This is a genomic window from Pseudomonas sp. TH37 (genome assembly GCF_016650735.1).
GTDB classification, from domain to species: Bacteria; Pseudomonadota; Gammaproteobacteria; order Pseudomonadales; family Pseudomonadaceae; genus Aquipseudomonas; species Aquipseudomonas farris.
This window is the reverse complement of the sequence record NZ_JAEKFD010000001.1, coordinates 944,266-966,703: the sequence shown is the minus strand read 5'-3', so window position 1 is coordinate 966,703 and position 22,438 is coordinate 944,266. Positions and strand designations below refer to the sequence as shown.

Below are 22,438 nucleotides of genomic sequence, written 5' to 3'. Positions count from 1 at the left end.
GCCTTCCGGTTAGTTATCTGCAAGTTTCAGACTTCGGTAAGTGCACCGGTTTCTGCCGCATCTTCACTGCGATGCAGCGCCACCTGACGGATCGACAAACGAATCTCCGCCGGTAACACCCGTTTGGCGGCGCCTTCGGCCAGTTCGCCTAACAATTCGTGGTAGCTCAACTTCCCGGCCTCGTCGCGGCGCAGCACGTCGAGGTCCAGCATTGTCTGGATGAAGTGACGGAACAGGCTCTTGTCGAAGAACTCCGGGGCGTTCAGGCCGTGGAGGATCGACAGGCGCTGGGCCATGACCGTGCACAGGTCTTCGAGTTCTTCGGCGCTGATGCTGTTCTGGCCGCTGTTGAGCAGCAAGGAAACGGTCATGTAGAAGCGCTGCAAGGTCTGGGCGATGCTTTTCGACAGCAGTGTCAGCAGCACGAAATGCCGCGAGCTCGGCGCCGGACGCAGGTACACGTCTTTCTCGAAACGCAGCAGGCCTTGCTCGACGAAGGCTTCGAGCCATTGATCGACCACGCCATCGAGTTCGTCCAGCGACCAGCGAATGAACAGCTCCGATTGCAAGTACGGATACAGTGCGCGGGTGTAGCGCAGGATCTGCTCGCGGCTCATGCGCGAGGTGCTCTGGAAGAAACTCGCCAGCAACGACGGCAACGCGAAGATGTGCAGCACGTTGTTGCGGTAGTAGGTCATCAGGACGGCGTTTTGTTCGTCCAGGTACAGAATCTTGCCCAGCGCATCGCTTTGCTCGGACAGCAGGTCCATATCCTTCACGTGCTCGATCAGCGCCCGACCGTCGCCCTCCGGCAGGGTGGTGTGCGAGGAGTAGGGAACCTTGCGCAACAGCGCCAGATACAGATCAAGCACCCGTGCCATGGCGCGATCGTCCAGGGCCAGGCGGCTGGTGGACAGCAACGCCAGGGCCACCAGATTCACCGGGTTGATCGCCGCCGCTTCATTCAAATGTTGTGCGACTTTCTCGCCGAGGCGGTTGGTGGTTTCGTTGAGCCAGGCCGGTTTGAACTGCGGGCCGAGCTCCTGTTGGCGCCAGTCTGGCTGCTCGCTGTCGAGGAATTCCGCCAGTTTGATCGGCTCTCCGAAGTTGACCGCAACCTGACCGAAGCGCTGTTTGAGCGCGCCGATGACTTTGAAAATGTCGAAGATCGATTCTTTCTTCTTGCTCGCGCCACGCAATTCGCCGAGATAGGTGCGGCCTTCCAGCACGCGCTCGTAGCCGATGTACACCGGCACGAAGACGATCGGCATGCGCGACGAACGCAGGAAGCTGCGCAGGGTGATCGCGAGCATCCCGGTTTTCGGTTGCAACATGCGCCCGGTGCGCGAACGGCCGCCCTCGACGAAGTATTCGACCGGGAAGCCTTTGGTGAACAGGGTGTGCAGGTATTCGTTGAACACCGAGGTGTAGAGCGGGTTGCCCTTGAAGGTGCGGCGCATGAAAAACGCGCCGCCGCGACGCAGCAAGCTACCGATCACCGGCATGTTGAGGTTGATCCCGGCGGCGATGTGCGGCGGGGTCAGGCCGTTGCGGAACAGCAGATAAGAGAGCAGCAAATAGTCGATGTGGCTGCGGTGGCACGGCACGTAGATCACTTCGTGACCCTGGGCGACTTTCTGCACACCTTCGATGTGGTTGACCTTGATCCCGTCGTAGATCTTGTTCCAGAACCAGCTCAGCACCACTTCCAGAAAGCGGATCGCGGTGTAGGTGTAGTCCGAGGCGATCTCGTTGCCATAGCGCAAGGCTTGGGCCTTGGCTTTTTCCGGCGAGATGTTCTCGCGCTCGGCTTCGTCGAGGATCGCCTGTTTGACCGAGGGCTGATTGAGCAGGCCTTTGACCAGGTTGCGGCGGTGGGAAATGTCCGGGCCGATCACCGCGGCTTTCAGGTTGCGAAAGTGCACCCGCAGAATCCGCTGGGCCATGCGCACGGTGCGCTCGTGGCCTTTGTTGTGATCGATCAGTTCACGCAAATGAATCGGCGCCGAGAACTGCACCCGGGTCTTGCGCCCCAGAATCATGATGCTTAGCAGCCGACGCAAACGCCCGGTGACCGCCCAACTGTCGGCGAACAACAGTTTCCACGGGCTCGACTCGCTGTCCGGCGACTGTCCCCAGAACACGCTGACCGGAATGATCTGCGCGTCTTCGGCGGCGTTCTGGCTCAGGGCGTTGACCAGACGGGTCAGGGTCGGTGGCGCACCGCGCTTGTCCTGACGGCCGAGCCAGTCGGGCTCTGGCGTCAGGTAAAAGAACGCGGCGGGCTCCACCAACGCACCCACCGATACCGGCAACACCGGGCGGGGCAGGCCGGCCTTGCTGCATTCGGTATCGACCACGGCGAGGTCGGTCAATGAAGGATTTTGCAGGACGTAGAACACCGGTCGGCTGCGGTCGAGGTTAAGGGTGAACGACGACTGATTGATCGTCTCCGAGCGAACCCAGAGGTACAGCAGTCGGCGCAAGGTGCCAAACACAAGACGGCGGAACGGGGAACGGGTCATACGGCTTCTGCGTGAGTGGATAAAACCAAGCAATCGCTTGGGCGGTCGATAGTGTGCCGTATTCGCCGAAAATCGGCAAAAAAGCGCCTAAGTAAACTTGAGTTGAGAGTTTTCGCGGCTGTCATATACTCGGCCGTTCAAAATAAAAACAAGGGGTATTAGATATGGCTACGCGCGAAACCGGCAATGTGAAGTGGTTCAACGACGCCAAGGGCTATGGCTTCATTCAGCGCGAGGACGGGGTGGACGTGTTCGTGCACTACCGCGCGATCCGCGGCGAAGGGCATCGCTCGCTGACTGAAGGTCAGCAGGTTGAGTATGCAGTGGTGACCGGGGAGAAGGGCTTGCAGGCTGAGGATGTGGTGGGCTTGTAACCCCACTCCTCAGATCACACAAAACCCCTGTGGGAGCGAGGCTTGCCCGCGATGACGGCGGCACATCCAACAATGATGTGACTGACAAATCGCAATCGCGGGCAAGCCCGCTCCCACAGGTTCGTCGTACGGATTTTTACGCGGTTTTCCAGGTGATTTCTTCTTCACCATCAACGCTGATCCGCATCCAGCGATCCGCCGTCTCTTCACCTTCTTCCTCGACCCAACTGCCCGGCGCGCAACGCACTTCGACGTTCAGCGCGGCAAAGGCTGCGCGGGCGCAGGCAATGTCGTCTTCCCATGGGGTCTGGTCGCTTTCCAGGTACAGGCTGTTCCATTTGCCGACAGCTTTCGGCAGCCAGGTAACCGGCACATTGCCGGCCTTGCACTTGTAAGTCTGGCCTTTCTGAACCCAATCGGTGCATGGGCCTAAAGCCGCGCCGAGCCAGGCAGCGATGGCCTTGTAGTCGACGTCGGCGTCTTTCAGGTAAATCTCGATATCGGGTTGGCGCATGGATGTCCTCACTGCGGGTCTGAAAAATCCATTCGCGGATTTAGCCGGCCTCAAGCCGTTTGCTCAAGACCAAAATTTAAGAGTTTATTGAAGAACAAAATAATCGTAGCGCATCGACACGGTGACCTCGAACGGCTCAACCTGTTCGATGACCGCTGCCCGGCGTTCGGCACTGGCGCGCCAGCCGTGGGGTGTCATGGCCAACAGGTTCGCGCGATCCTGATCGTTAACCAGCGTCAGTTTGAACTCCAGGGTTTCGCTGTGTTGCAGCGCCATGCCTTCCGGCACCAGAGCCAGGTGCTTGTCGTCGGTGTACTCACGCACTTCATCGTACAGCCGCTCGCGCAATTCCATCAGATGGCCGCTGGTCGGCCCGACTTTCATCAAACCGCCGCCGGGGCTGAGCAGGCGTTTGGCTTCTTCCCAGTCCAGCGGGCTGAAAACACTGGCGAGAAACTGGCAACTGCCGGAGGCCAACGGCACCCGCGCCATGCTGGCGATCAACCAGGTCAGCGCAGGGTTGCGTTTGCAGGCGCGTTTGACCGCTTCCCGGGAAATGTCCAGCGCATAGCCGTCGGCGTTGGGCAAGGCTTCGGCGATTTGCGCGGTGTAGTAACCCTCGCCACAACCGATGTCCAGCCAGCGCTGGGGCGCGTACTGCGCCGCCAGTTCCGCCAGACGCTTGGCCACCGGCGCGTAATGGCCGGCGTTCAAAAAGTCGCGACGGGCTTCGACCATCGCCAAGTTATCCCCAGGGTCGCGGCTGTTTTTATGCTGCACCGGCAACAGGTTCAAGTAACCCTGCCGCGCACGGTCGAAACGATGCCCGGCGGGGCAAGCCACGCCGTTGTCCACCGCGTTCAGCGGTTCGCTGCAGATCGGACACGCAAGCATCAGGCGAGCAACTTGATCAGGGTCTGGTAGTAGATTTCGGTCAGCACGTCGAGATCGGCCGCCAGCACGCGCTCGTTGACCTGGTGGATCGTCGCGTTGACCGGGCCCAGTTCGACAACCTGAGTACCCATGGTCGCGATGAAACGCCCGTCGGAGGTGCCGCCGCTGGTGGACGCCTTGGTCTCGCGACCGGTGATGTCCTTGATACTCGCCGATACCGCGTCGAGCAGGGCGCCCGGTTCGGTGAGGAACGGCAGGCCGGACAGCGCCCAGTCGATGTGCCAGTCCAGACCATGCTTGTCGAGAATATCGGCGACACGCTTTTGCAGGCCTTCGACAGTGGACTCGGTGGAGAAGCGGAAGTTGAACACCGCCACCAGATCACCCGGGATCACGTTGGTCGCGCCGGTGCCGGAATTGACATTGGAGATTTGGAAACTGGTCGGCGGGAAGAAGTCGTTGCCATGGTCCCAGTGCTCGGCGGCCAGTTCGGCCAGCGCCGGGGCAGCGAGGTGGATCGGGTTCTTAGCCAGGTGCGGATACGCCACGTGACCTTGCACACCGTGTACGGTCAATTTGGCGCCGAGGGAACCGCGACGACCATTCTTGACCACGTCACCCACCAGGGTAGTGCTCGACGGTTCGCCGACGATGCACCAGTCCAGACGTTCCTTACGGGCGGCGAGGCGTTCGATCACAGCCTTGGTGCCGTGATGTGCCGGGCCTTCTTCGTCGCTGGTGATCAGGAAAGCGACCTTGCCCTTGTGGTCCGGGTAGTCGGCGACGAAGCGCTCAGCGGCTACGGTCATGGCCGCGAGGCTGCCTTTCATGTCCGCCGCGCCACGGCCGCAGAGCATGCCATGCTCATCGATCACGGCGTTGAACGGATCGATCTGCCAGGCGGCTACCGGACCGGTCGGGACCACGTCGGTGTGACCAGCGAAACACAGCACCGGGCCTTCGTGTTTACCGTGGGTCGCCCAGAAGTTATCCACATCTTCGATGCGCATCGGTTCCAGTTTGAAACCGGCATCGCCCAGGCGCTGCATCATCTGCTTCTGGCAATCGGCGTCAACCGGCGTCACGGACGGACGGCGGATCAGGTCGATGGCGAGTTGAAGGGTCGGCGAAAGGTCGGCGTGGGCCGTCATGGAAAGCTCCGAAAACTGTAAATGTGGGAGCGAGCCTGCTCGCGATGAGGTCGGTACATTCAACATTGATGTTGATTGACAGACCGCAATCGCGAGCAGGCTCGCTCCCACAGGTATTGGGTCAGGCCATAAAGGCCAAGGCCTGCAAAATGGCGGTTATCTTAAAGCAAAACGGCGACCATTGGCCGCCGTTTAGTGCATCTGTACTGATTTAGACAGCCGGTGCGGTCGTGGCTTCGGCCACCGGTTTTGGCAGCGACGACAGGAACGCCATGATCAGCGCCGCCAGGTACGGCAGCGATTGCACCAGCAACATGGCCACCCAGAAGCGCATGTCGTTGCTCGGCAGGCCCTGTACCAGGAAGATCCCCAGCGCCGCACCCCACAACAGCAGCATGATGAACACCTCTTCGCGTGCTTCCGAAATGGCTACCCAGAAGCCGTGGTTATCGGCGTTTTTCGGGGTGCGGAAGAACGGAATGCTGCTGGTGAAGAAACCGTACAGCACCGCTTTGGCGATGGTGTGGGACAACGCCAGCCCTGCCAATGCTGCGCAGAACGCATCCTTGAGGTTGACCCCGACCGCACGGCGGTACAGGAAGATGATCTTGCCGACCTTGAACACGAACAGTGCCAACGGCGGGATTGCGAAAATCAGCAGCGGTGGATCGACCCGTTGCGGCACGATGATCATCGCCGCCGACCACAACAACGCGCCGACGGTGAAGAAGATGTTCATGCCGTCCGCCACCCACGGCAACCAGCCCGCGAGGAAGTGGTAACGCTGGCCACGGGTCAGTTCTGTGTCCTTGCCGCGCAGCAGGCTGGCGGTGTGACGCTTGATGATCTGAATCGCCCCGTAGGCCCAGCGGAAACGCTGTTTCTTGAAGTCGATAAAGGTATCGGGCATCAGGCCTTTGCCGTAGCTGGTGTGGTAATACGCCGCCGACAGACCTTTTTCGAACACGCGCAGACCCAACTCGGCGTCTTCACAGATGCACCAGTCGGCCCAGCCCAGTTCCTCGAGCACCGAGCGTCGGGTCATGGTCATGGTGCCGTGCTGGATGATCGCGTCACGGTCGTTACGGGTGACCATGCCGATGTGGAAGAAGCCTTTGTATTCCGCGTAGCAGAGCTTCTTGAAAGTGCTTTCGTTCTGGTCGCGGTAATCCTGTGGCGACTGCACCACGGCGATTTTCGGATCGGCGAAGTGCGGCACCATGTGCTTGAGCCAGTTCGGGTCGACACAGTAATCCGAGTCGATCACCGCAATCACTTCGGCATCTTTGGCGGTGTGCGGAATCAGATAGTTCAGCGCGCCGCCCTTGAAGCCAGCCAGCGGTGCCACGTGGAAGAACTTGAAGCGTGGGCCGAGGGTTTCGCAATAATCGCGCACCGGTTCCCAGACCGCCGGGTCTTTGGTGTTGTTGTCGATGATCAGGACTTCGAAGTCCGGATAGTCGAGATTGGCCAAGGCGTTGAGGGTCTGTTTGACCATCTCCGGTGGCTCGTTGTAGCAAGGTACGTGAATCGACACCTTCGGTCGGTAGTCCGATTCGCCCACGACCGGCAGGAATTCACGCCGGCGTTTGTGGGTCCAGACCGCTTCGGCGAGTTCATGGGCCTCGGTCAGCAGAACGATAAACACCCCGAGTGCACCGAGGGCGAGCAGGAAGCCCACCGTCAGGCTGAACCAGGTGCTGTATTGCTGGCTGTAGTCATAACCGATCCACACCAGCACCGAACCGCACAGGAACGCGATAAAGGTCAGGAAGGTGCGGCCACGTTGACGCAGGGCTGAGCCGTCGATCATCAGCAGGGTCAGCGACAGCAATGCCAGCACTACCGAGCCGATAGCCAGCACGCGCCATTGCGGGATCGCGACGACCGGGCCTTCGAAGTTGAATTTCTGCTGACGCGCGGCGTTGAACACACCCCAATACGCGCCCACCGAACCTTCGTCACTGGCTTTCCATGGTTGGTCGAACGCTTCGATCACGAAGTAGTTGAAGCCCTGGCGGTTGAGCTTGTTGACCAACGTGCGCAGGTAAATCGCCTGGTCCGCCGGCGACGCATCGGCGCCACCACGCATGCGGCCGTTGCTCGGCCAGCCGACTTCGGAGAGCAGCAGCGGTTTTTTCGGGAACATCTTTTTCAGGTCACGGGCGCGGTCGAGAACGAACTGACCAGCCTTGTCCACCGGAACGAACTCCCAGTAGGGCAGAACGTGAGCCGCGATCAGGTCAACGTGCTTGGCCAGGCTCGGGTTTTCTTCCCAGACGTGCCATTGCTCAGAGGTAGTGACCGGAACCTTTACGGCCGCGCGGACGCGATCCAGGATCAGGCTCAGCTCTGCCGCGGTAATTTCCTTACGGAAGATTGCCTCGTTACCGACAATCACGCGAACCACGCTGCGCGAGGAGTTGGCGATTTCGATGGCGCGGGTGATCTCGCGCTCGTTGCGCTCTTCGTCAGGGCTGATCCAGATCCCCAGGGTCACCCGCAGGCCGAATTCTTCCGCCAGTTTGGGAATGTTCTCCAGGGTGCCGTCGACCGAGTAGGTCCGGATGTTGTCCGTCAGCTTGCTCATGATCTCCAGATCGCGACGCATTTCATCGTCGGTCGGGTACTGGGCTTTTTGCGGATACTGGCCTTGTTGAAACGGCGAGTACGAAAAGCCGGAGATCTGTTCAGGCCAGTTGGGGGCGGTGACCGGGCGATTGACCAGCGCCCAGAAGCCGGTAAACAAGGCTGCGATGGCGAGCACCACGACCAGGTTGAGTCCAAATTTACGCGATGACATAGCTTTTTCGGGTTCCAAAGGCTGTGGAACGAAGGAACGGTTGGCGGCCGGCTGCCAGGTGGCAGGGGCGCGCATCCTACACTGGAGGTTCTCTGACCGTACAGCGAACAGGGAAACGCCCGACATTGGGCAATCCAGGTCGACTTAAGTTCTTTGACCGGGGACGCTGTAGCTCAATTCCAATAATTTGTAGTCATTTGAAGCCGTCAAGACTGCCATCCATAGCCCAAAGGTGCTCTTGACCGCCGACGGCCCTATAATGCGCGCCGGTTTTTGGGGTAATGGTCATGAGTACAGAAGATCCGCGGTTTGCTGGCATCGCCCGCTTGTATGGCATCGAAGGCCTTGAGCGCCTGCGCGCGGCCCATGTGGCGATCGTCGGCGTCGGTGGCGTCGGTTCCTGGGCGGCGGAAGCCGTTGCCCGGTGTGGCGTGGGCGAGATTTCGCTGTTCGACCTGGACGACGTCTGCGTCAGCAACGTCAACCGTCAACTGCATGCGCTGGACAGCACCGTCGGCAAGCCCAAGGTCGAGGTGATGGCCGAGCGCCTGCGCGGGATCAACCCGGACTGCACGGTGCATGCGGTGGCGGACTTCGTCACCCGCGAAACCATGGCCGAGTACATCACGCCGAACATCGACTGCGTGATTGACTGCATCGACAGCGTCAACGCCAAAGCGGCGCTGATCGCCTGGTGCAAGCGACGCAAAATCCAGATCATCACCACCGGCGGCGCGGGCGGGCAGATCGACCCGACACTGATCCAGGTCTGCGACCTGAACCGCACGTTCAACGATCCGCTGGCGTCGAAAGTGCGCTCCACGCTACGCCGCGACTACGGCTTCTCCCGCACCGTGACCCGTCACTACAGCGTGCCCTGCGTGTTTTCCACCGAGCAACTGCGCTACCCGAAACCGGATGGCAGCATTTGCTTGCAGAAGAGTTTTGTCGGTGACGGCGTGAAGCTCGACTGCGCCGGGGGCTTTGGCGCGGTGATGATGGTGACGGCGACGTTCGGCATGGTCGCGGCGACCAAGGCTGTGGATAAGATTGTGGCCGGGGTTCGGCGCCCGGCGGATCGGGTCAAACCGGCCTAACCGGATCATTCCCACGCAGAGCGTGGGAACGATCATTCAGGCGGCGAGTTCTCGCATCCGCTGTAGCACGGCATTGAGGCCATTGCTGCGCGACGACGACAACTGCCGCGACAGGCCCAACTGATTAAACCAGTCCGGCAAATCCACCTGCTGCAACTCGGCAACGGACAACCCATTGACCCGTGCCAGCAGCAGCGCCACCAACCCGCGAATCAAGCGCGCATCGCTGCTGGCGTTGAACTGCCAATGACCGTCCTGCAGCGCACCGACCAGCCACACCTGGCTTTCACAGCCATGCACGCGGTTGGCCTCGACTTTATCCACATCGCTCAACGCAGGCAGGCGGTCGCCCCATTGCATCAGCAACCGCGCCCGCTGTTCCCAACTCGCAGTATTCTGAAAAGTATCCAGCGCCATGATGGCATCGGCGGGCAAGGTCATCGCAACAACTCCAGGGCCTGATCCAGCGCTTCAAAAAAGCGCTCAAGGTCTTCTGAATCGTTGTACAACGCCAACGACACCCGAATCGCCCCGGCCAGCTCAAAGCTTTTGAGCAACGGCATGGCGCAATGATGACCGGCGCGTACGGCGATTCCCTGTTCGGTCAGCAAATGCGCCAGATCAGAGTTATGCACACCTTCGACGACAAAACTGGCCAGCGCCAGTTGCGGCTTGCCCAGCAGACGAATGCCGTTGCGCGCCTCAAGGCCTTTGAGCAAATAGTCATGCAGCGCGGCTTCGTGGGCGGACACGGCGTCCTGATCCAGCCCGGCCAGATAATCCAGGGTCGCCCCCAGGCCAATCACGCTGGAAATCGGTGGCGTACCCGCCTCGAACCCCAGTGGCGCAGGACGAAAGCGTGCGTCGTGGTAGTTGGCATCCAGCACCATTTCGCCGCCGAACTGCCACGGACGCAGCTGCTCGAGCGCTTCATGACGACCGAACAGCGCACCCAGGCCATCCGGGCCATAGAGCTTGTGGCTGGAAAACACATAGAAGTCGCAGCCCAGTGCCTGTACGTCATGCCGACCATGGACCACGCCTTGAGCGCCGTCGACTACGGTCAGCGCGTTGTGCACTTTGGCCATCGCCAGTAACGCGGGCAGCGGTTGCCAGGCGCCGAGCACGTTGGACAGCTGGCTGACCGCCAGCAAACGAGTACGCGGGCCGATCAGGCGAGCGGCGGCTTCAAGGTCAATCAAACCGTCGGCATCCAGCGGCAGGATCACCAGCTTCAAGTCGCGACGGTGGGCCAGTTGCTGCCACGGCAACAGGTTGGCGTGGTGTTCCAGAGCGCTGATGACAATTTCATCGCCCGGATTGAATACGTGTTCCAGGCCATAGGCCAGGAGGTTCAGCGCGGACGTCGCGCCGTGGGTAAAGATGATCTGTCCGCAATCGCCGGTATTGAGCCATTGCGCAACTTTGCTGCGGCTGTCCTCGAACGCCTGGGTGGCATGGGCGCCGGGCAAGTGTTGCGCCCGATGCACGTTGGCCGCGCCGTTGGCGTAGTAATGCGCCAGGGCATCCAGCAGGGCTTGAGGTTTTTGCGTGGTGGCGGCGTTGTCCAGATAAGTCTGGTCTTGCCGTTGCAATGCGGCGATGGCCGGAAAATCGGCGCGCCAGGGAGAGGGAATCATCATGCTATCGGGCCCTGCTGAACATGGGCGGGTGGAACGCCTGACCTGTGTAGGAGCAGAGCTTGCTCGCGAAGGGGCCCTTGAGGTCGCCAAAAGCTTCGCGGGCAAGCCTCGCTCCTACAAGATCAGGTGATCGTGTAACGCTCTGCTTAGTTGTGAGCGTGCAGCGCTTCGTTCAGTTCGATGGCCGATTTGTGGGTTTTGCACTCCACGGCACCGGTCTCCGAATTGCGGCGGAACAGCAGGTCAGGCTGACCGGCCAGTTCACGGGCTTTAACGACTTTGACCAGTTTGTTGTGCTCGTCCAGCAGCGCAACCTTGGTGCCGGCCGTCACATACAGGCCCGACTCAACAGTGTTGCGATCGCCCAACGGGATGCCGATACCAGCGTTGGCGCCGATCAGGCAGCCTTCGCCGACCTTGATCACGATGTTGCCGCCACCCGACAGGGTGCCCATGGTCGAGCAACCGCCGCCCAGGTCCGAGCCCTTGCCAACGAATACGCCCGCCGACACACGACCTTCGATCATGCCCGGGCCTTCGGTGCCGGCGTTGAAGTTGACGAAACCTTCGTGCATCACGGTGGTGCCTTCGCCCACGTAAGCGCCCAGACGAATACGCGCCGCGTCAGCGATACGCACGCCGGCCGGTACCACGTAGTCGGTCATTTTCGGGAACTTGTCCACCGAGAACACTTCCAGCAGCTCGCCGCGCAGGCGGGCTTCCAGTTGATGCTCGGCCAGTTCGGCCAGGTCGATCGCGCCCTGGCTGGTCCAGGCCACGTTCGGTAGCAACGGGAAGATCCCGGCCAGGTTCAAGCCATGTGGCTTGACCAGACGATGGGACAGCAAGTGCAGCTTGAGGTAAGCCTCAGGCGTGGAGCTCAACTGCGCGTCTTCGGCCAGCAGCGTGGCGACCAGCGGCTTGTGGCTCTCGGCCAGACGGGTCAGCAGTGCAGCTTGTGCAGCGTCGACGCTTTTCAGCGCTTCGGCCAGTTGCGACGCCTGAGCGGTGCTGAAGGCGATGGCCTGATTGCCTTCGGTGTAGCCCAGAACCGGCGCAATGGCAGCGACCAGTTCGGCCGACGGGTTGAGCAGTGGCTGCGCGTAAAACACTTCCAGCCATGCGCCTTGACGGTTTTGAGTGCCGACACCAAAGGCCAGGCTGAACAGGGTAGTGGACATGTTGATACCTCTAACAAAATGGAACGGGCTGCCTTACTTGAGCGCTGCCGCGTAGATATCTGGCTTGAAGCCAATCAGGGTTCGGTCACCGAGATCGAGCACCGGGCGCTTGATCATCGAGGGTTGCGCGAGCATCAGTTCGATGGCTTTCGGCTGGTCGAGATCGGCTTTGCGTTCGTCGTCGAGCTTGCGAAAGGTCGTGCCTGCACGGTTCAAAACCACTTGCCAGCCGTGCTCGTCGCACCATTGGCTCAGGTGTTCACGGTCGATACCGACCGTTTTGTAATCATGGAAGTCATAGCTGACAGCGTGTTCATCGAGCCAGGTGCGCGCCTTTTTCATGGTGTCGCAGGCTTTGATGCCGAAAAGGTGCAACGTTTTGCTTGAAGCGGTCAAGGAATTGCCCCCTTTGCAGGTGCTGAAAATAAAAGGTGACGGATTATGCCATGACCGGACGGTTTCGCGTCGGCTGTGGTCGGGTTTGTCTTTTTGTTGTGGTTATCCGCTGTCTAAGCAGCTACGTGAAAGCGCTACGAGCGTAGTGCCTGGAGTTTGTACGGCCTGAGCCGTCATCACCAGATGGGTGATGACGTGCTGGGAGAAGTGTCGGGAACTGGACTTGGGTGAAGCCAACCCGGGGCAGGTCAAGCGACCGCCCTCTTGAGTCACTCGGTTTCTGTTTCTGTTTCTGTTTCTGTTTCGGGATCGGGATCGGGATAAGGATAAGCCTTGGCCATGAAAGCTTTATCCGCTTCGCTGAGGGTTAAGTTGAAGTCAACTTTGAAATCACCTACGGTCCATTCCGGACGAATTTCATAGTGCATGATGGATAGCGGGTCGTATGGTGAGTAGTTGACTTCGCTGGCATCAAGAAGATTAAAGTAGCGTTCATCGACAATGCCCCTTTTATAATAATAACTTTCATCTTCCTCATCCGCCGCATGATGGTGTGCGTATACCGCTTCCTTGTCCCAGGGGATGTTTCCAGTAGGGTGCAGATGTTCATGTTCAGCACCCAGTAAATGCCCGAACTCGTGAATCACATTGGCGGTGAAACGTGGCCACCACAGATAGGGCTCGAGGCTCATGGTTGGATTTTCTTTCTCCAACAATGCGTTGGTACCGATGTAAGACCAATTACCGCGCTTAGTGGTGATGCGGATATCGCCTTCCGTGCCCTCGACGAAGTCGAACTTCAGATTGATGTGGGGGAGCCAGGCCTGTGCTGCGGCCTTCACGGCGTCCTTGAAGTCTTGCTCGCCATCCAGAAAGGCGATCCGCAAGGTTCGGCCCGGTGACCAGAACTTGGTGTGACTGGCTACCGCTCTCTTTTGACGACCAGAAGAAGATGTACCGCGATTTGCCGGATTTTCGGTAATGGCCGCCTCGTAAGAAGCATTAATGTCTTCCGGGATTTTAACGAAGCATGGGAATGTGTCATCCATGAATAAGCATCCTTGTTTATTAATTAAGTTGAGTCTGATTTAAGGTTGTTTTCAGTCTGCGATCGCAACATTCTTTGCGGGTGGCATAAGTTGGAAGTTGATATGTTGCGAGCGAGCAGGGTAAGCCCAAACGAGAGGCGGGGTGAATATTAAATTAAGTTGATTATATTGCTTGATGTTTGAATGCCCCGCACGGCATTGCGCTATGCGGGGTTTGAACGTTATTAACGCTGGCGGGTAATAAACGCACGAATGCGTTCGGCGGCTTCCACGCACTCGGCCAGCGGTGCCACCAGCGCCAAACGCACACGCCCGGCACCCGGATTGACGCCATCCACGTCGCGGGACAGATAGGAGCCCGGCACGACAGTCACGTGTTCTTGCTCGAACAGATCCCGGCAGAACGCCGCATCATCGCCATTCACATTAGGCCACAGGTAGAAACCACCGTCCGGACGCTGCACATCCATCACCGGGCTGAGAATCTCCAGCACCGCATCGTATTTCTCGCGATACAGCGCACGGTTGGCGCGCACATGCACTTCATCATTCCATGCGGCAACGCTGGCCAGTTGGGTCTGAACCGGCATCGCGCAGCCGTGGTAGGTGCGATACAGCAGAAAGCCTTTGAGAATGTCTGCGTCACCGGCGACAAAACCGGAACGCAGTCCCGGCAGGTTGGAGCGCTTGGACAGGCTGTGGAACACCACACAACGCTTGAAGTCCTTGCGGCCCAGTTCCACGCACGCGCTGAGCAGGCCTGGCGGTGGGGTTTGTTCGTCGAAATACAGCTCGCTGTAGCACTCGTCGGCGGCGATCACGAAGTCGTATTCGTCGGCCAGAGCGATCAGCTTCTTCAGCGTTTCGACCGGAATCAGTGCACCGGTCGGGTTACCCGGCGAGCACAGGAACAGGATCTGGCAGCGTTTCCAGATGTCTGGTGAAACGGCGTCAAAGTCCGGGTTGAAGCCGTTTTCGTCCAGGCATGGCAGGTAATGCGGCTTGGCCCCGGCCAGGAACGCGGCGCCTTCGTAGATCTGATAGAACGGGTTCGGGCTGACCACCAGCGCGTCGTCGCCACGATTGACCACGGTCTGGGTGAAGGCGAACAGCGCTTCACGGGTGCCGTTGACTGGCAACACGTTGCGCGCAGGGTCGAGCCAGCCGTTCGGGACGCTAAAGCGACGTTCGCACCAGGCGGCAATGGCTTCACGCAGGGCCGGGATGCCGAGGGTGGTCGGGTATACGGCCATCTGATCCAGATTGCTCGCCAATGCTTCGGCGACGAAGCTCGGCGAACGGTGTTTCGGCTCGCCGATGGACAGCGCAATGGCGCGTTTGTCCGGGTTTGGCGTGACGCTGCCGAGCAGGGCGCGGAGCTTTTCGAACGGGTAGGGCTGCAACTGGTTCAGAGCGTTGTTCATGGAGGCCTCGTTCAATGTGGGGGCGAGCTTGTGGTGAGGGGGCTTGCCCCCGTTGGGCTGCAAAGCAGCCCCAAATTCTCTGATGCACCAAAGATCTTGTGAGTGCTACGCACTCAAACGGGGGCAAGCCCCCTCGCCACAGGCGCTCCCACAGGGAAAGTTATTAATTCAGATGCTGATGCGTGACAGTTTGATATCGGGTTCCTGGCTGACGCTCAGCTGCTCGACGATTGCATCCTGCAAACGGCTGCACAGCAACGGGTCGGACAGCGGCTGATTGTTGGCGTCGGTGATGAAGAACACGTCTTCCACGCGCTCGCCCAGAGTGGCGATCTTGGCGTTCTGCAGCGACAGGTCGAACTCAAGGAAGATCGTGCCGATCCGCGCCAACAGGCCGGGGCGATCCGGGGCGCTAAGCTCCAGCACCGTCACCGGACGCTGGGCGTCATTGTGGATCGTCACCTGGGGCGCAAACGCGAAATGCTTGAGCTGGCGCGGCACCCGACGCTGGATGATGGTCGGGTAGTTGTCCGGGTTGCGCAGGGCTTCGGTCAGGCCTTCGCGGATCTGCTTGACCCGTGCCGGGTTGTCACCGATCGAGTCGCCATCGGTGTCGAGCACGATGTAAGTATCGAGGGTGAACTGGCTGCTGGAGGTGATGACCCGGGCGTCGTGAATGTTCAGATTGAGCTGGTCCATCGCCGCCACGGTCACGGCGAAGAAGTCGTGCTGGTCCGGTGCATAGATGAAAATCTGCGTACCGCCCTCGAACTCGCGCTGGGTGGTTTCCTTGATCAGTACCAGCGGGCCGCCATCGGCCGGCTGCTGCAGGATCGCATCAGTGTGCCAGGCCACGTCGCCGGCGGTGTGGCGCAGGAAGTAGTCATCGCCCAATTGCGCCCACAACTGCTCGACATCGTCCGGATCGTTGCCGCCGCGTACCAGGATGTCCAGCGCAGCGCTCTGGGTCTGGCGGATCTGCTCTTCGCGATCCACAGGGTTTTCCAGGCCACGACGCAAGGCGCGCTTGGTCTCGGTGTAGAGCTGGCGCAACAGGCTCGCGCGCCAGGAGTTCCACAGCGTCGGGTTGGTTGCGTTGATGTCCGCAACGGTCAGCACATACAGATAATCGAGACGGGTTTCATCGCCGACCGTCTGCGCGAAATCGTGGATCACGTGCGGGTCGGACAGGTCCTTGCGCTGGGCCGTGGTCGACATCATCAGGTGATTCTGCACCAGCCAGACGATCAGGCGGCTGTCCCAGATCGGCAACTGGTGGCGCTGGCAAAAGGCTTCGGCATCCACGGCGCCGATTTCCGAGTGATCGCCGTGCCGGCCCTTGCCGATGTCGTGGTACAGACCGGCCAGGTAAATCAGTTCGGGTTTGGGCAGTTTGGCCATGAGCTTGCTGGCCAGCGGGAATTTTTCCGACACCTGGGTGTACTGCAACTTACGCAGGTGCTTGATCAGGTTCAGGGTATGCGCGTCGACCGTATAGATGTGAAACAGGTCATGCTGCATCTGCCCGACAATGAAACCGAACTCCGGCAGATAGCGCCCAAGGATGCCGTAACGGTTCATCCGCCGCAGATTGCGGTGGATGCCGATCTTGCACTTGAACAGTTCGATGAACAGGCTGGTATTACGAATATCGTTGCGGAAATCGTCATCGATCAAATGACGATTCTCGCGCAGCAGGCGGATGGTATCGGCGCGTACGCCTTTGATCTCCGGTTGCTGGGCCATCAGCACAAAGATCTCGAGCATGGCGAATGGCGTACGGCGGAACACGTTGTCGTTACGCGCTTCGATGTAGCCGTCATGCAGCTGGAACCGCGAATTGATCGGTTGTGGTGGTGCTTCGTCTTCGGGGGCCAGGATCACTTCTTCGAAGTGCTGGATGATCAGGTCGCTGAGCTGGGCAATGCTCATGACCACCCGGTAGTACTGCTGCATGAAGTTTTCGATGGCTTGCTTGGCGTCATTGCCTTCGAAACCCAGCAGCCCCGCAATCGAGCGCTGGTGATCGAACAGCAGGCGGTCTTCGGAGCGGCCGGCGAGCATATGCAGGGCGTAACGTACCTTCCACAGAAACTCCTGGGACGAGGCCAGCAGGGCGTTTTCGCTCTCCACCAGGAAACCTTCACCCGCCAGGGCCCGCAGGTTCAGAGTGCCGTATTCGCGACGGGCCACCCACAGAATCGTCTGAATATCCCGAAGGCCACCGGGCGAGCCTTTGACGTTGGGTTCCAGGTTGTATTCAGTGTCGTTGTATTTGTGGTGACGGGCCTTTTGCTCGGCGCGCTTGGCCAGGAAGAAGTCCTTGCTCGGCCACATGTGCGCGGTGCTGGTGACATCCAGCATGCGCTGGCGCAGCCGCTCGGGGCCGCAAATGGTGCGGCTTTCCATCAGATTGGTAACGACCGTCAGGTCGGCACGGGCCTCGACGGCGCATTCGTCCACCGAACGAACGCTCTGGCCGACTTCCAGGCCGATGTCCCACAGCAACGTCAGAAAGCGTTCGATGGAATCCCGAAAAATTTCGTGATCGGCGCTGTCCAGCAAAATCAGCAGATCGATGTCGGAGTAGGGGTGCAACTCGCCGCGACCGTAGCCGCCGACCGCCACCAGGGCGATATCGGCATCTTCGCTCCAGTTAAACTGTTCCCAGGCTTGTTGCAGGATGTTGTCGATAAACCAGGCGCGATCCTCGATCAGCCGGCGAATGTCCCGGCCACTGCGGAACCGCTCGTCGAGCACCTCGCGGGCCTGACGGATCGCCTTCTTGAAAGCAGCGATAGGGCTTGCCTTCAGGGCCAGTTCAGCCTGGAACTGGCCGCGGTCGAAGAGTTCGGGATCCACCTGCGGCATCGATTGGCTTTCCTTTCTATAAGGCTGGGAACGGAGCGGGCGGGATCAGGCCGAAACGCGCGGGATGGTATCGTCGCTGCGCAAAGTGAAGATCTCGTAACCGGTATCGGTCACCAGCAGGGTGTGTTCCCATTGAGCCGACAGCTTGCGGTCCTTGGTAATGGCGGTCCAGCCGTCGCCCAACACCTTGGTGTCGGCCTTGCCCTGGTTGATCATCGGCTCGATGGTGAAGGTCATGCCGGCTTTCAGTTCCATGCCGGTGCCGGCGCGGCCGTAATGCAGGATCTGTGGTTCTTCGTGGAACACCTTGCCGATGCCGTGACCGCAGAACTCGCGAACCACCGAGAAGCCGTTCTTTTCCGCGTGCTTCTGGATCACTTCACCGATATCGCCCAGGCGGCAGCCGGGTTTGACCAGCTCGATGGCCTTGTACATGCATTCCTGAGTCACCTGGGACAGGCGCTCGGCCCAGACCGGCACGGAACCGACGTGGAACATGCGGCTGGTGTCGCCGTGGTAGCCGTCTTTGATCACGGTGACGTCGATGTTCAGCGTGTCGCCATCCTTCAACGGTTTCTCGTTCGGGATGCCGTGGCAGACCACGTGGTTGATCGAGGTGCAGATCGACTTAGGAAAGCCCTTGTAGTTGAGCGGGGCCGGGATGGCTTTCTGCTCATTGACGATGTAGTCGTGGCAGATCCGGTCCAGCTCTTCGGTGGTGACACCCGGTTTGACATAATCGGCAATCATTTCCAGCACATCGGCGGCCAATTTGCCGGCGATCCGCATTTTTGCGATGTCCTCTGGGGTTTTGAGGGTGACGGTCATACAGGCTCTCTCTGCGCTCAATGGCGCTTTCTAAAACGAAATGGGCATTGTGCGAATAATTGTCGCGGCCCTGAAAAACACGATTCTATCAGACGATCAGCGCAAATCTGAGCCTCTGTGCATCGCTTCTCTCTATAGGATGGCGCATTCTGGGGGGATTCCAAGGTGGGGGCCAAAAGCATTCCCCTGGTTTTCAGAATCCGGGTTCCGTTTTTTTCTGCCTTGTGATATAAAATGCGCCGCTTTCCGGGGATACCCTAGAACGCTTAAATCCACACACGTGTCGACACGATGACCTGGGTGCCTTCAGCTGATGCTGCTGGTTGGTCATTGGGATACGTGGAGGCCAAACCCGACTTATTAAGGAACTATCATGTCCCAAGTCAACATGCGCGATATGCTGAAGGCCGGTGTGCACTTCGGTCACCAGACCCGTTACTGGAACCCGAAAATGGGTAAATACATTTTCGGCGCGCGTAACAAGATCCACATTATCAACCTTGAAAAAACCCTGCCAATGTTCAACGAAGCTCTGACTTTCGTAGAGCGTCTGGCCCAGGGCAAAAACAAGATTCTGTTCGTCGGCACCAAGCGTTCCGCTGGCAAGATCGTTGCTGAAGAAGCAGCACGTTGCGGTTCGCCGTACGTCGATCACCGCTGGTTGGGCGGCATGCTGACCAACTTCAAAACCATCCGTGCTTCCATCAAGCGTCTGCGTGACCTTGAAGTGCAAGCCGAAGACGGTACTTTCGCCAAGCTGACCAAGAAAGAAGCGCTGATGCGCACTCGCGATCTTGAGAAGCTGGATCGTTCCCTGGGTGGTATCAAGGACATGGGCGGTCTGCCAGACGCTCTGTTCGTTATCGACGTTGATCACGAGCGCATCGCGATCACCGAAGCCAACAAGCTGGGCATCCCGGTTATCGGCGTAGTCGATACCAACAGCAGCCCGGAAGGCGTTGACTACATCATCCCAGGCAACGATGACGCAATCCGCGCTATCCAGCTGTACATGGGTTCGATGGCTGACGCTGTAATCCGCGGTCGCAACCACGTTGCTGGCGGCACCGAGCAGTTCGTTGAAGAAGCTCCGGCAGCTGCAGCTGAGTAATTGACGCCCTGGCGTTGACTCAGTAAGCAAAAAGGGGGCTTGGCCCCCTTTTTGCCACCTCGAAAACCATTTGTGAGCAGCGCAGCTACAGCATTTGTAACGTGCAGCGGCTAACAAGGGTGGTTCGGGAAGAATTGAACGCCCGTTCGATCGGGTGGAATGGTTGAAAACCTATCCAAGAGGAATTTTAAAATGGCAGAGATTACTGCAGCGTTGGTCAAAGAACTGCGCGAGCGTACCGGCGAAGGCATGATGGACTGCAAAAAGGCCTTGACCAAGGCTGGCGGCGACATCGAAAAAGCCATTGATGACATGCGTGCTTCGGGCGCCATCAAGGCTGCCAAAAAAGCTGGCAACGTTGCCGCTGAAGGCGCGATCGCTCTTAAAGAAGACGGTAAATCCGCCGTTCTGCTGGAAGTGAACTCGCAGACCGACTTCCTGGCCCTGCAAGACGACTTCAAGGCATTTGTTGCTTCCAGCGTAGAAAAAGCGTTCGCTGACAAGCTGACTGACGTCGCTCCGCTGATCGAATCCCAAGAAGCCGATCGTCTGGTTCTGGTCGGCAAGGTTGGCGAAAACGTCAACATCCGTCGCCTGGCTCGCGTTGAAGGTGATGTTGTTGGTGGTTACCTGCACGGCAACAAGATCGGTGTCGCGGTTGTTCTTAAAGGCGGCAACGTTGAGCTGGCCAAGGACATCGCTATGCACGTAGCGGCCACCAACCCTGAATTCCTGCTGCCATCGGAAGTTTCCGCTGAAGCGGTCGAGCGCGAGAAAGGCGTGTTCCTGACCCTCAACGCTGACAAGATCGCTGGCAAGCCAGAAAACATCGTTGAAAACATGGTCAAAGGTCGTATCAGCAAGTTCCTGGCTGAAGCGAGCCTGGTTGAGCAGGCGTTCGTCAAGAACCCTGAAATCAAGGTTGGCGAACTGGCCAAGAAAGCCGGTGCAGAAATCGTTTCTTTCACCTACTTCAAAGTAGGCGAAGGCATCGAGAAGCCGGTCGACAACTTCGCTGAAGAAGTTGCTGCCCAGCTGGCTGCCGCCAAGCAATAAGACGGTTTTTTAACTGTCGCCCTGAAGAGGCTGCCCGCTCACGCGCGCAGCCTCTTTTCAGATGGGGTTGCCAATTTTAATTGGTTTCCTTTTGGAACTGGCTTACAAAGCCATGTTCCGATGGCGCTGAAGCAGTGCCAAGCTAGAGTGAACGCCAGCTGTAAACAGCTCGCAAAGAATTTTTAAAATACGCCGCAGGAGAGATTCGCAATGGCTCAGCAGGGCAGTGGTTATCAGGCTCGCTATAAACGCATTCTACTCAAGCTTAGCGGCGAGGCCCTGATGGGCTCGGAAGAGTTCGGGATCGACCCCAAAGTTCTGGATCGCATGGCACTGGAAGTTGGCCAACTGGTCGGCATCGGTGTTCAGGTCGGTCTGGTGATCGGTGGTGGCAACCTGTTCCGCGGCGCGGCGCTCAGCGCGGCGGGCATGGATCGGGTTACTGGCGACCACATGGGCATGCTGGCCACTGTGATGAACGCCTTGGCGATGCGCGATGCGCTGGAACGTGCCAATATCTCGGCCATCGTGATGTCGGCCATTTCCATGGTTGGTGTGACCGATCACTACGATCGCCGCAAAGCCATGCGCCACCTGAACGCCAAGGAAGTCGTGATTTTTGCGGCCGGTACTGGTAATCCGTTCTTCACCACGGATTCGGCAGCCTGCTTGCGTGCAATCGAAATCGACGCTGACGTCGTGCTCAAGGCAACCAAGGTCGATGGCGTTTACACGGCTGATCCATTCAAAGACCCGCATGCCGAGAAGTTCGATCATCTGACTTATGATGAAGTGCTGGATCGCAAGCTGGGTGTAATGGATCTGACGGCTATTTGCTTGTGCCGCGACCACAAGATGCCGTTGCGCGTATTTAACATGAACAAGCCCGGCGCCCTGCTGAACATCGTACATGGCGGCGCTGAAGGGACCCTGATCGAGGAAGGCCAACAATGATCAACGAAATCAAGAAAGACGCTCAAGAGCGCATGAAAAAATCCGTGGAATCGCTGGCGCATAACTTCGGTCGTATTCGTACGGGCCAGGCGCACCCAAGCATTCTGGAAGGTGTGATGGTTCCGTACTACGGCTCCGACACTCCGATCAAGCAAGTGGCGAATATCACCGTTAAAGACGCCCGTACCCTGCAAGTAGTTGCCTTTGAGCGCAACATGCTGGGTGCCGTCGACAAAGCCATCGGTAGCGCGGGTCTGAACCTCAACCCGACCAACCTGGGTGAGTTGCTGCTGATCTCCATGCCGGCCCTGACCGAAGAAACCCGCAAGGGCTTCACCAAGCAGGCTCGCGATGTCGCTGAAGATGCCCGTGTTGCGGTGCGCAACATCCGTCGTGACGCGAACAGCCAGCTCAAGGATCTGGTCAAGGAAAAGGAAATCAGCGAAGACGAAGAACGTCGCGCTACTGGCGAAATTGATGATCTGACCAAAAAGTACGTGGCTGAAATCGACGCGAATTTGGCGCAGAAAGAAAAAGACCTGATGGCCGTATAAGGGTCACGTTTTA

Annotated in this window: 19 protein-coding genes; 6 read left to right on the top strand and 13 right to left on the bottom strand. The window is 58.9% G+C overall.

Translation table 11 applies throughout. The features are described 5' to 3' along the window. Nucleotides 1-26: 26 nt before the first annotated feature. Nucleotides 27-2,525, bottom strand: coding sequence for a glycerol-3-phosphate 1-O-acyltransferase PlsB (gene plsB, locus JFU11_RS04590; protein WP_201059901.1), 2,499 nt, complete (start codon nt 2,523-2,525; stop codon nt 27-29). A gap of 164 nt (nt 2,526-2,689) precedes the next feature. Here plsB and JFU11_RS04585 point away from each other — a divergent pair, with 164 nt between their 5' ends. Continuing rightward, nucleotides 2,690-2,899, top strand: coding sequence for a cold-shock protein (locus tag JFU11_RS04585; RefSeq protein WP_007964248.1), 210 nt, complete (start codon nt 2,690-2,692; stop codon nt 2,897-2,899). Nucleotides 2,900-3,035: 136 nt separating this feature from the next. Here the strand turns inward: JFU11_RS04585 and JFU11_RS04580 are convergent, their stop codons facing one another. The 4 genes from JFU11_RS04580 to JFU11_RS04565 form a co-directional block, all read right to left on the bottom strand. Next, entirely contained in the window at nt 3,036-3,413 is a 378-nt protein-coding gene (locus tag JFU11_RS04580; RefSeq protein ID WP_038979139.1) for a hypothetical protein, read from the bottom strand. Between the two features lie 84 nt (nt 3,414-3,497). Continuing rightward, the gene (locus tag JFU11_RS04575) at nt 3,498-4,307 is read right to left on the bottom strand and encodes a putative RNA methyltransferase (RefSeq protein WP_201059900.1); all 810 of its coding nucleotides are present in this window, start codon (nt 4,305-4,307) and stop codon (nt 3,498-3,500) included. Then, nucleotides 4,307-5,458: a succinyl-diaminopimelate desuccinylase gene (dapE, locus tag JFU11_RS04570; protein ID WP_123719859.1), complete on the bottom strand. Its 1,152-nt coding sequence runs from the start codon at nt 5,456-5,458 to the stop codon at nt 4,307-4,309. The genes JFU11_RS04575 and dapE overlap by 1 nt, the downstream gene beginning before the upstream one ends. A 211-nt stretch (nt 5,459-5,669) precedes the next feature. After that, a complete protein-coding gene (locus tag JFU11_RS04565; protein ID WP_201059899.1) occupies nt 5,670-8,261 on the bottom strand; it encodes a glycosyltransferase in 2,592 nt (863 codons plus the stop codon). A gap of 287 nt (nt 8,262-8,548) precedes the next feature. On the opposite strand from JFU11_RS04565, the gene tcdA reads away from it, so the two are divergent. Next, nucleotides 8,549-9,358, top strand: coding sequence for a tRNA cyclic N6-threonylcarbamoyladenosine(37) synthase TcdA (gene tcdA / locus JFU11_RS04560; protein ID WP_187326390.1), 810 nt, complete (start codon nt 8,549-8,551; stop codon nt 9,356-9,358). A 36-nt stretch (nt 9,359-9,394) separates the two neighbouring features. On the opposite strand, the gene JFU11_RS04555 is transcribed toward tcdA, so the two are convergent. The 8 genes from JFU11_RS04555 to map form a co-directional block, all read right to left on the bottom strand. Continuing rightward, the gene (locus JFU11_RS04555) at nt 9,395-9,799 is read right to left on the bottom strand and encodes a SufE family protein (RefSeq protein WP_123719857.1); all 405 of its coding nucleotides are present in this window, start codon (nt 9,797-9,799) and stop codon (nt 9,395-9,397) included. After that, a complete protein-coding gene (locus JFU11_RS04550) occupies nt 9,796-11,001 on the bottom strand; it encodes a cysteine desulfurase (protein WP_123719856.1) in 1,206 nt (401 codons plus the stop codon). Before JFU11_RS04550 ends, JFU11_RS04555 begins: the two co-directional genes overlap by 4 nt. A gap of 146 nt (nt 11,002-11,147) precedes the next feature. Beyond that, entirely contained in the window at nt 11,148-12,182 is a 1,035-nt protein-coding gene (gene dapD, locus JFU11_RS04545; protein WP_123719855.1) for a 2,3,4,5-tetrahydropyridine-2,6-dicarboxylate N-succinyltransferase, read from the bottom strand. A gap of 33 nt (nt 12,183-12,215) precedes the next feature. Then, nucleotides 12,216-12,578, bottom strand: coding sequence for an ArsC family reductase (locus tag JFU11_RS04540; protein WP_201059898.1), 363 nt, complete (start codon nt 12,576-12,578; stop codon nt 12,216-12,218). 269 nt (nt 12,579-12,847) lie between these two features. Then, a complete protein-coding gene (locus JFU11_RS04535; protein ID WP_201059897.1) occupies nt 12,848-13,627 on the bottom strand; it encodes a hypothetical protein in 780 nt (259 codons plus the stop codon). Between the two features lie 224 nt (nt 13,628-13,851). After that, nucleotides 13,852-15,051 (bottom strand): succinyldiaminopimelate transaminase, encoded by a 1,200-nt coding sequence (dapC, locus tag JFU11_RS04530; protein ID WP_201059896.1) that lies wholly within the window; start codon nt 15,049-15,051, stop codon nt 13,852-13,854. A 168-nt stretch (nt 15,052-15,219) separates the two neighbouring features. After that, the gene (locus JFU11_RS04525; RefSeq protein WP_201059895.1) at nt 15,220-17,922 is read right to left on the bottom strand and encodes a [protein-PII] uridylyltransferase; all 2,703 of its coding nucleotides are present in this window, start codon (nt 17,920-17,922) and stop codon (nt 15,220-15,222) included. Nucleotides 17,923-17,967: 45 nt separating this feature from the next. Next, the gene (gene map / locus JFU11_RS04520; RefSeq protein WP_123719850.1) at nt 17,968-18,750 is read right to left on the bottom strand and encodes a type I methionyl aminopeptidase; all 783 of its coding nucleotides are present in this window, start codon (nt 18,748-18,750) and stop codon (nt 17,968-17,970) included. Nucleotides 18,751-19,123: 373 nt separating this feature from the next. On the opposite strand from map, the gene rpsB reads away from it, so the two are divergent. From rpsB to frr, 4 genes are all read left to right on the top strand, one after another. Next, a complete protein-coding gene (rpsB, locus tag JFU11_RS04515; RefSeq protein WP_007907989.1) occupies nt 19,124-19,861 on the top strand; it encodes a 30S ribosomal protein S2 in 738 nt (245 codons plus the stop codon). Between the two features lie 192 nt (nt 19,862-20,053). Continuing rightward, on the top strand, nt 20,054-20,917 hold the full coding sequence (tsf, locus tag JFU11_RS04510) for a translation elongation factor Ts (RefSeq protein ID WP_123719849.1): 864 nt from the start codon (nt 20,054-20,056) through the stop codon (nt 20,915-20,917). A gap of 210 nt (nt 20,918-21,127) precedes the next feature. After that, nucleotides 21,128-21,871, top strand: coding sequence for a UMP kinase (pyrH, locus tag JFU11_RS04505; RefSeq protein WP_003172271.1), 744 nt, complete (start codon nt 21,128-21,130; stop codon nt 21,869-21,871). Continuing rightward, the gene (gene frr / locus JFU11_RS04500) at nt 21,868-22,425 is read left to right on the top strand and encodes a ribosome recycling factor (protein ID WP_007907979.1); all 558 of its coding nucleotides are present in this window, start codon (nt 21,868-21,870) and stop codon (nt 22,423-22,425) included. Before pyrH ends, frr begins: the two co-directional genes overlap by 4 nt. Nucleotides 22,426-22,438: the final 13 nt, after the last annotated feature.

What these genes read in the sequence shown, in the direction of transcription:
- plsB (WP_201059901.1), bottom strand. Translation starts at nt 2,525, where the DNA reads ATGACCCGTTCCCCGTTCCGCCGTCTTGTGTTTGGCACCTTGCGCCGA.
- JFU11_RS04585 (WP_007964248.1), top strand. Translation starts at nt 2,690, where the DNA reads ATGGCTACGCGCGAAACCGGCAATGTGAAGTGGTTCAACGACGCCAAG.
- JFU11_RS04580 (WP_038979139.1), bottom strand. Translation starts at nt 3,413, where the DNA reads ATGCGCCAACCCGATATCGAGATTTACCTGAAAGACGCCGACGTCGAC.
- JFU11_RS04575 (WP_201059900.1), bottom strand. Translation starts at nt 4,307, where the DNA reads ATGCTTGCGTGTCCGATCTGCAGCGAACCGCTGAACGCGGTGGACAAC.
- dapE (WP_123719859.1), bottom strand. Translation starts at nt 5,458, where the DNA reads ATGACGGCCCACGCCGACCTTTCGCCGACCCTTCAACTCGCCATCGAC.
- JFU11_RS04565 (WP_201059899.1), bottom strand. Translation starts at nt 8,261, where the DNA reads ATGTCATCGCGTAAATTTGGACTCAACCTGGTCGTGGTGCTCGCCATC.
- tcdA (WP_187326390.1), top strand. Translation starts at nt 8,549, where the DNA reads ATGAGTACAGAAGATCCGCGGTTTGCTGGCATCGCCCGCTTGTATGGC.
- JFU11_RS04555 (WP_123719857.1), bottom strand. Translation starts at nt 9,799, where the DNA reads ATGACCTTGCCCGCCGATGCCATCATGGCGCTGGATACTTTTCAGAAT.
- JFU11_RS04550 (WP_123719856.1), bottom strand. Translation starts at nt 11,001, where the DNA reads ATGATGATTCCCTCTCCCTGGCGCGCCGATTTTCCGGCCATCGCCGCA.
- dapD (WP_123719855.1), bottom strand. Translation starts at nt 12,182, where the DNA reads ATGTCCACTACCCTGTTCAGCCTGGCCTTTGGTGTCGGCACTCAAAAC.
- JFU11_RS04535 (WP_201059897.1), bottom strand. Translation starts at nt 13,627, where the DNA reads ATGGATGACACATTCCCATGCTTCGTTAAAATCCCGGAAGACATTAAT.
- dapC (WP_201059896.1), bottom strand. Translation starts at nt 15,051, where the DNA reads ATGAACAACGCTCTGAACCAGTTGCAGCCCTACCCGTTCGAAAAGCTC.
- JFU11_RS04525 (WP_201059895.1), bottom strand. Translation starts at nt 17,922, where the DNA reads ATGCCGCAGGTGGATCCCGAACTCTTCGACCGCGGCCAGTTCCAGGCT.
- map (WP_123719850.1), bottom strand. Translation starts at nt 18,750, where the DNA reads ATGACCGTCACCCTCAAAACCCCAGAGGACATCGCAAAAATGCGGATC.
- rpsB (WP_007907989.1), top strand. Translation starts at nt 19,124, where the DNA reads ATGTCCCAAGTCAACATGCGCGATATGCTGAAGGCCGGTGTGCACTTC.
- tsf (WP_123719849.1), top strand. Translation starts at nt 20,054, where the DNA reads ATGGCAGAGATTACTGCAGCGTTGGTCAAAGAACTGCGCGAGCGTACC.
- pyrH (WP_003172271.1), top strand. Translation starts at nt 21,128, where the DNA reads ATGGCTCAGCAGGGCAGTGGTTATCAGGCTCGCTATAAACGCATTCTA.
- frr (WP_007907979.1), top strand. Translation starts at nt 21,868, where the DNA reads ATGATCAACGAAATCAAGAAAGACGCTCAAGAGCGCATGAAAAAATCC.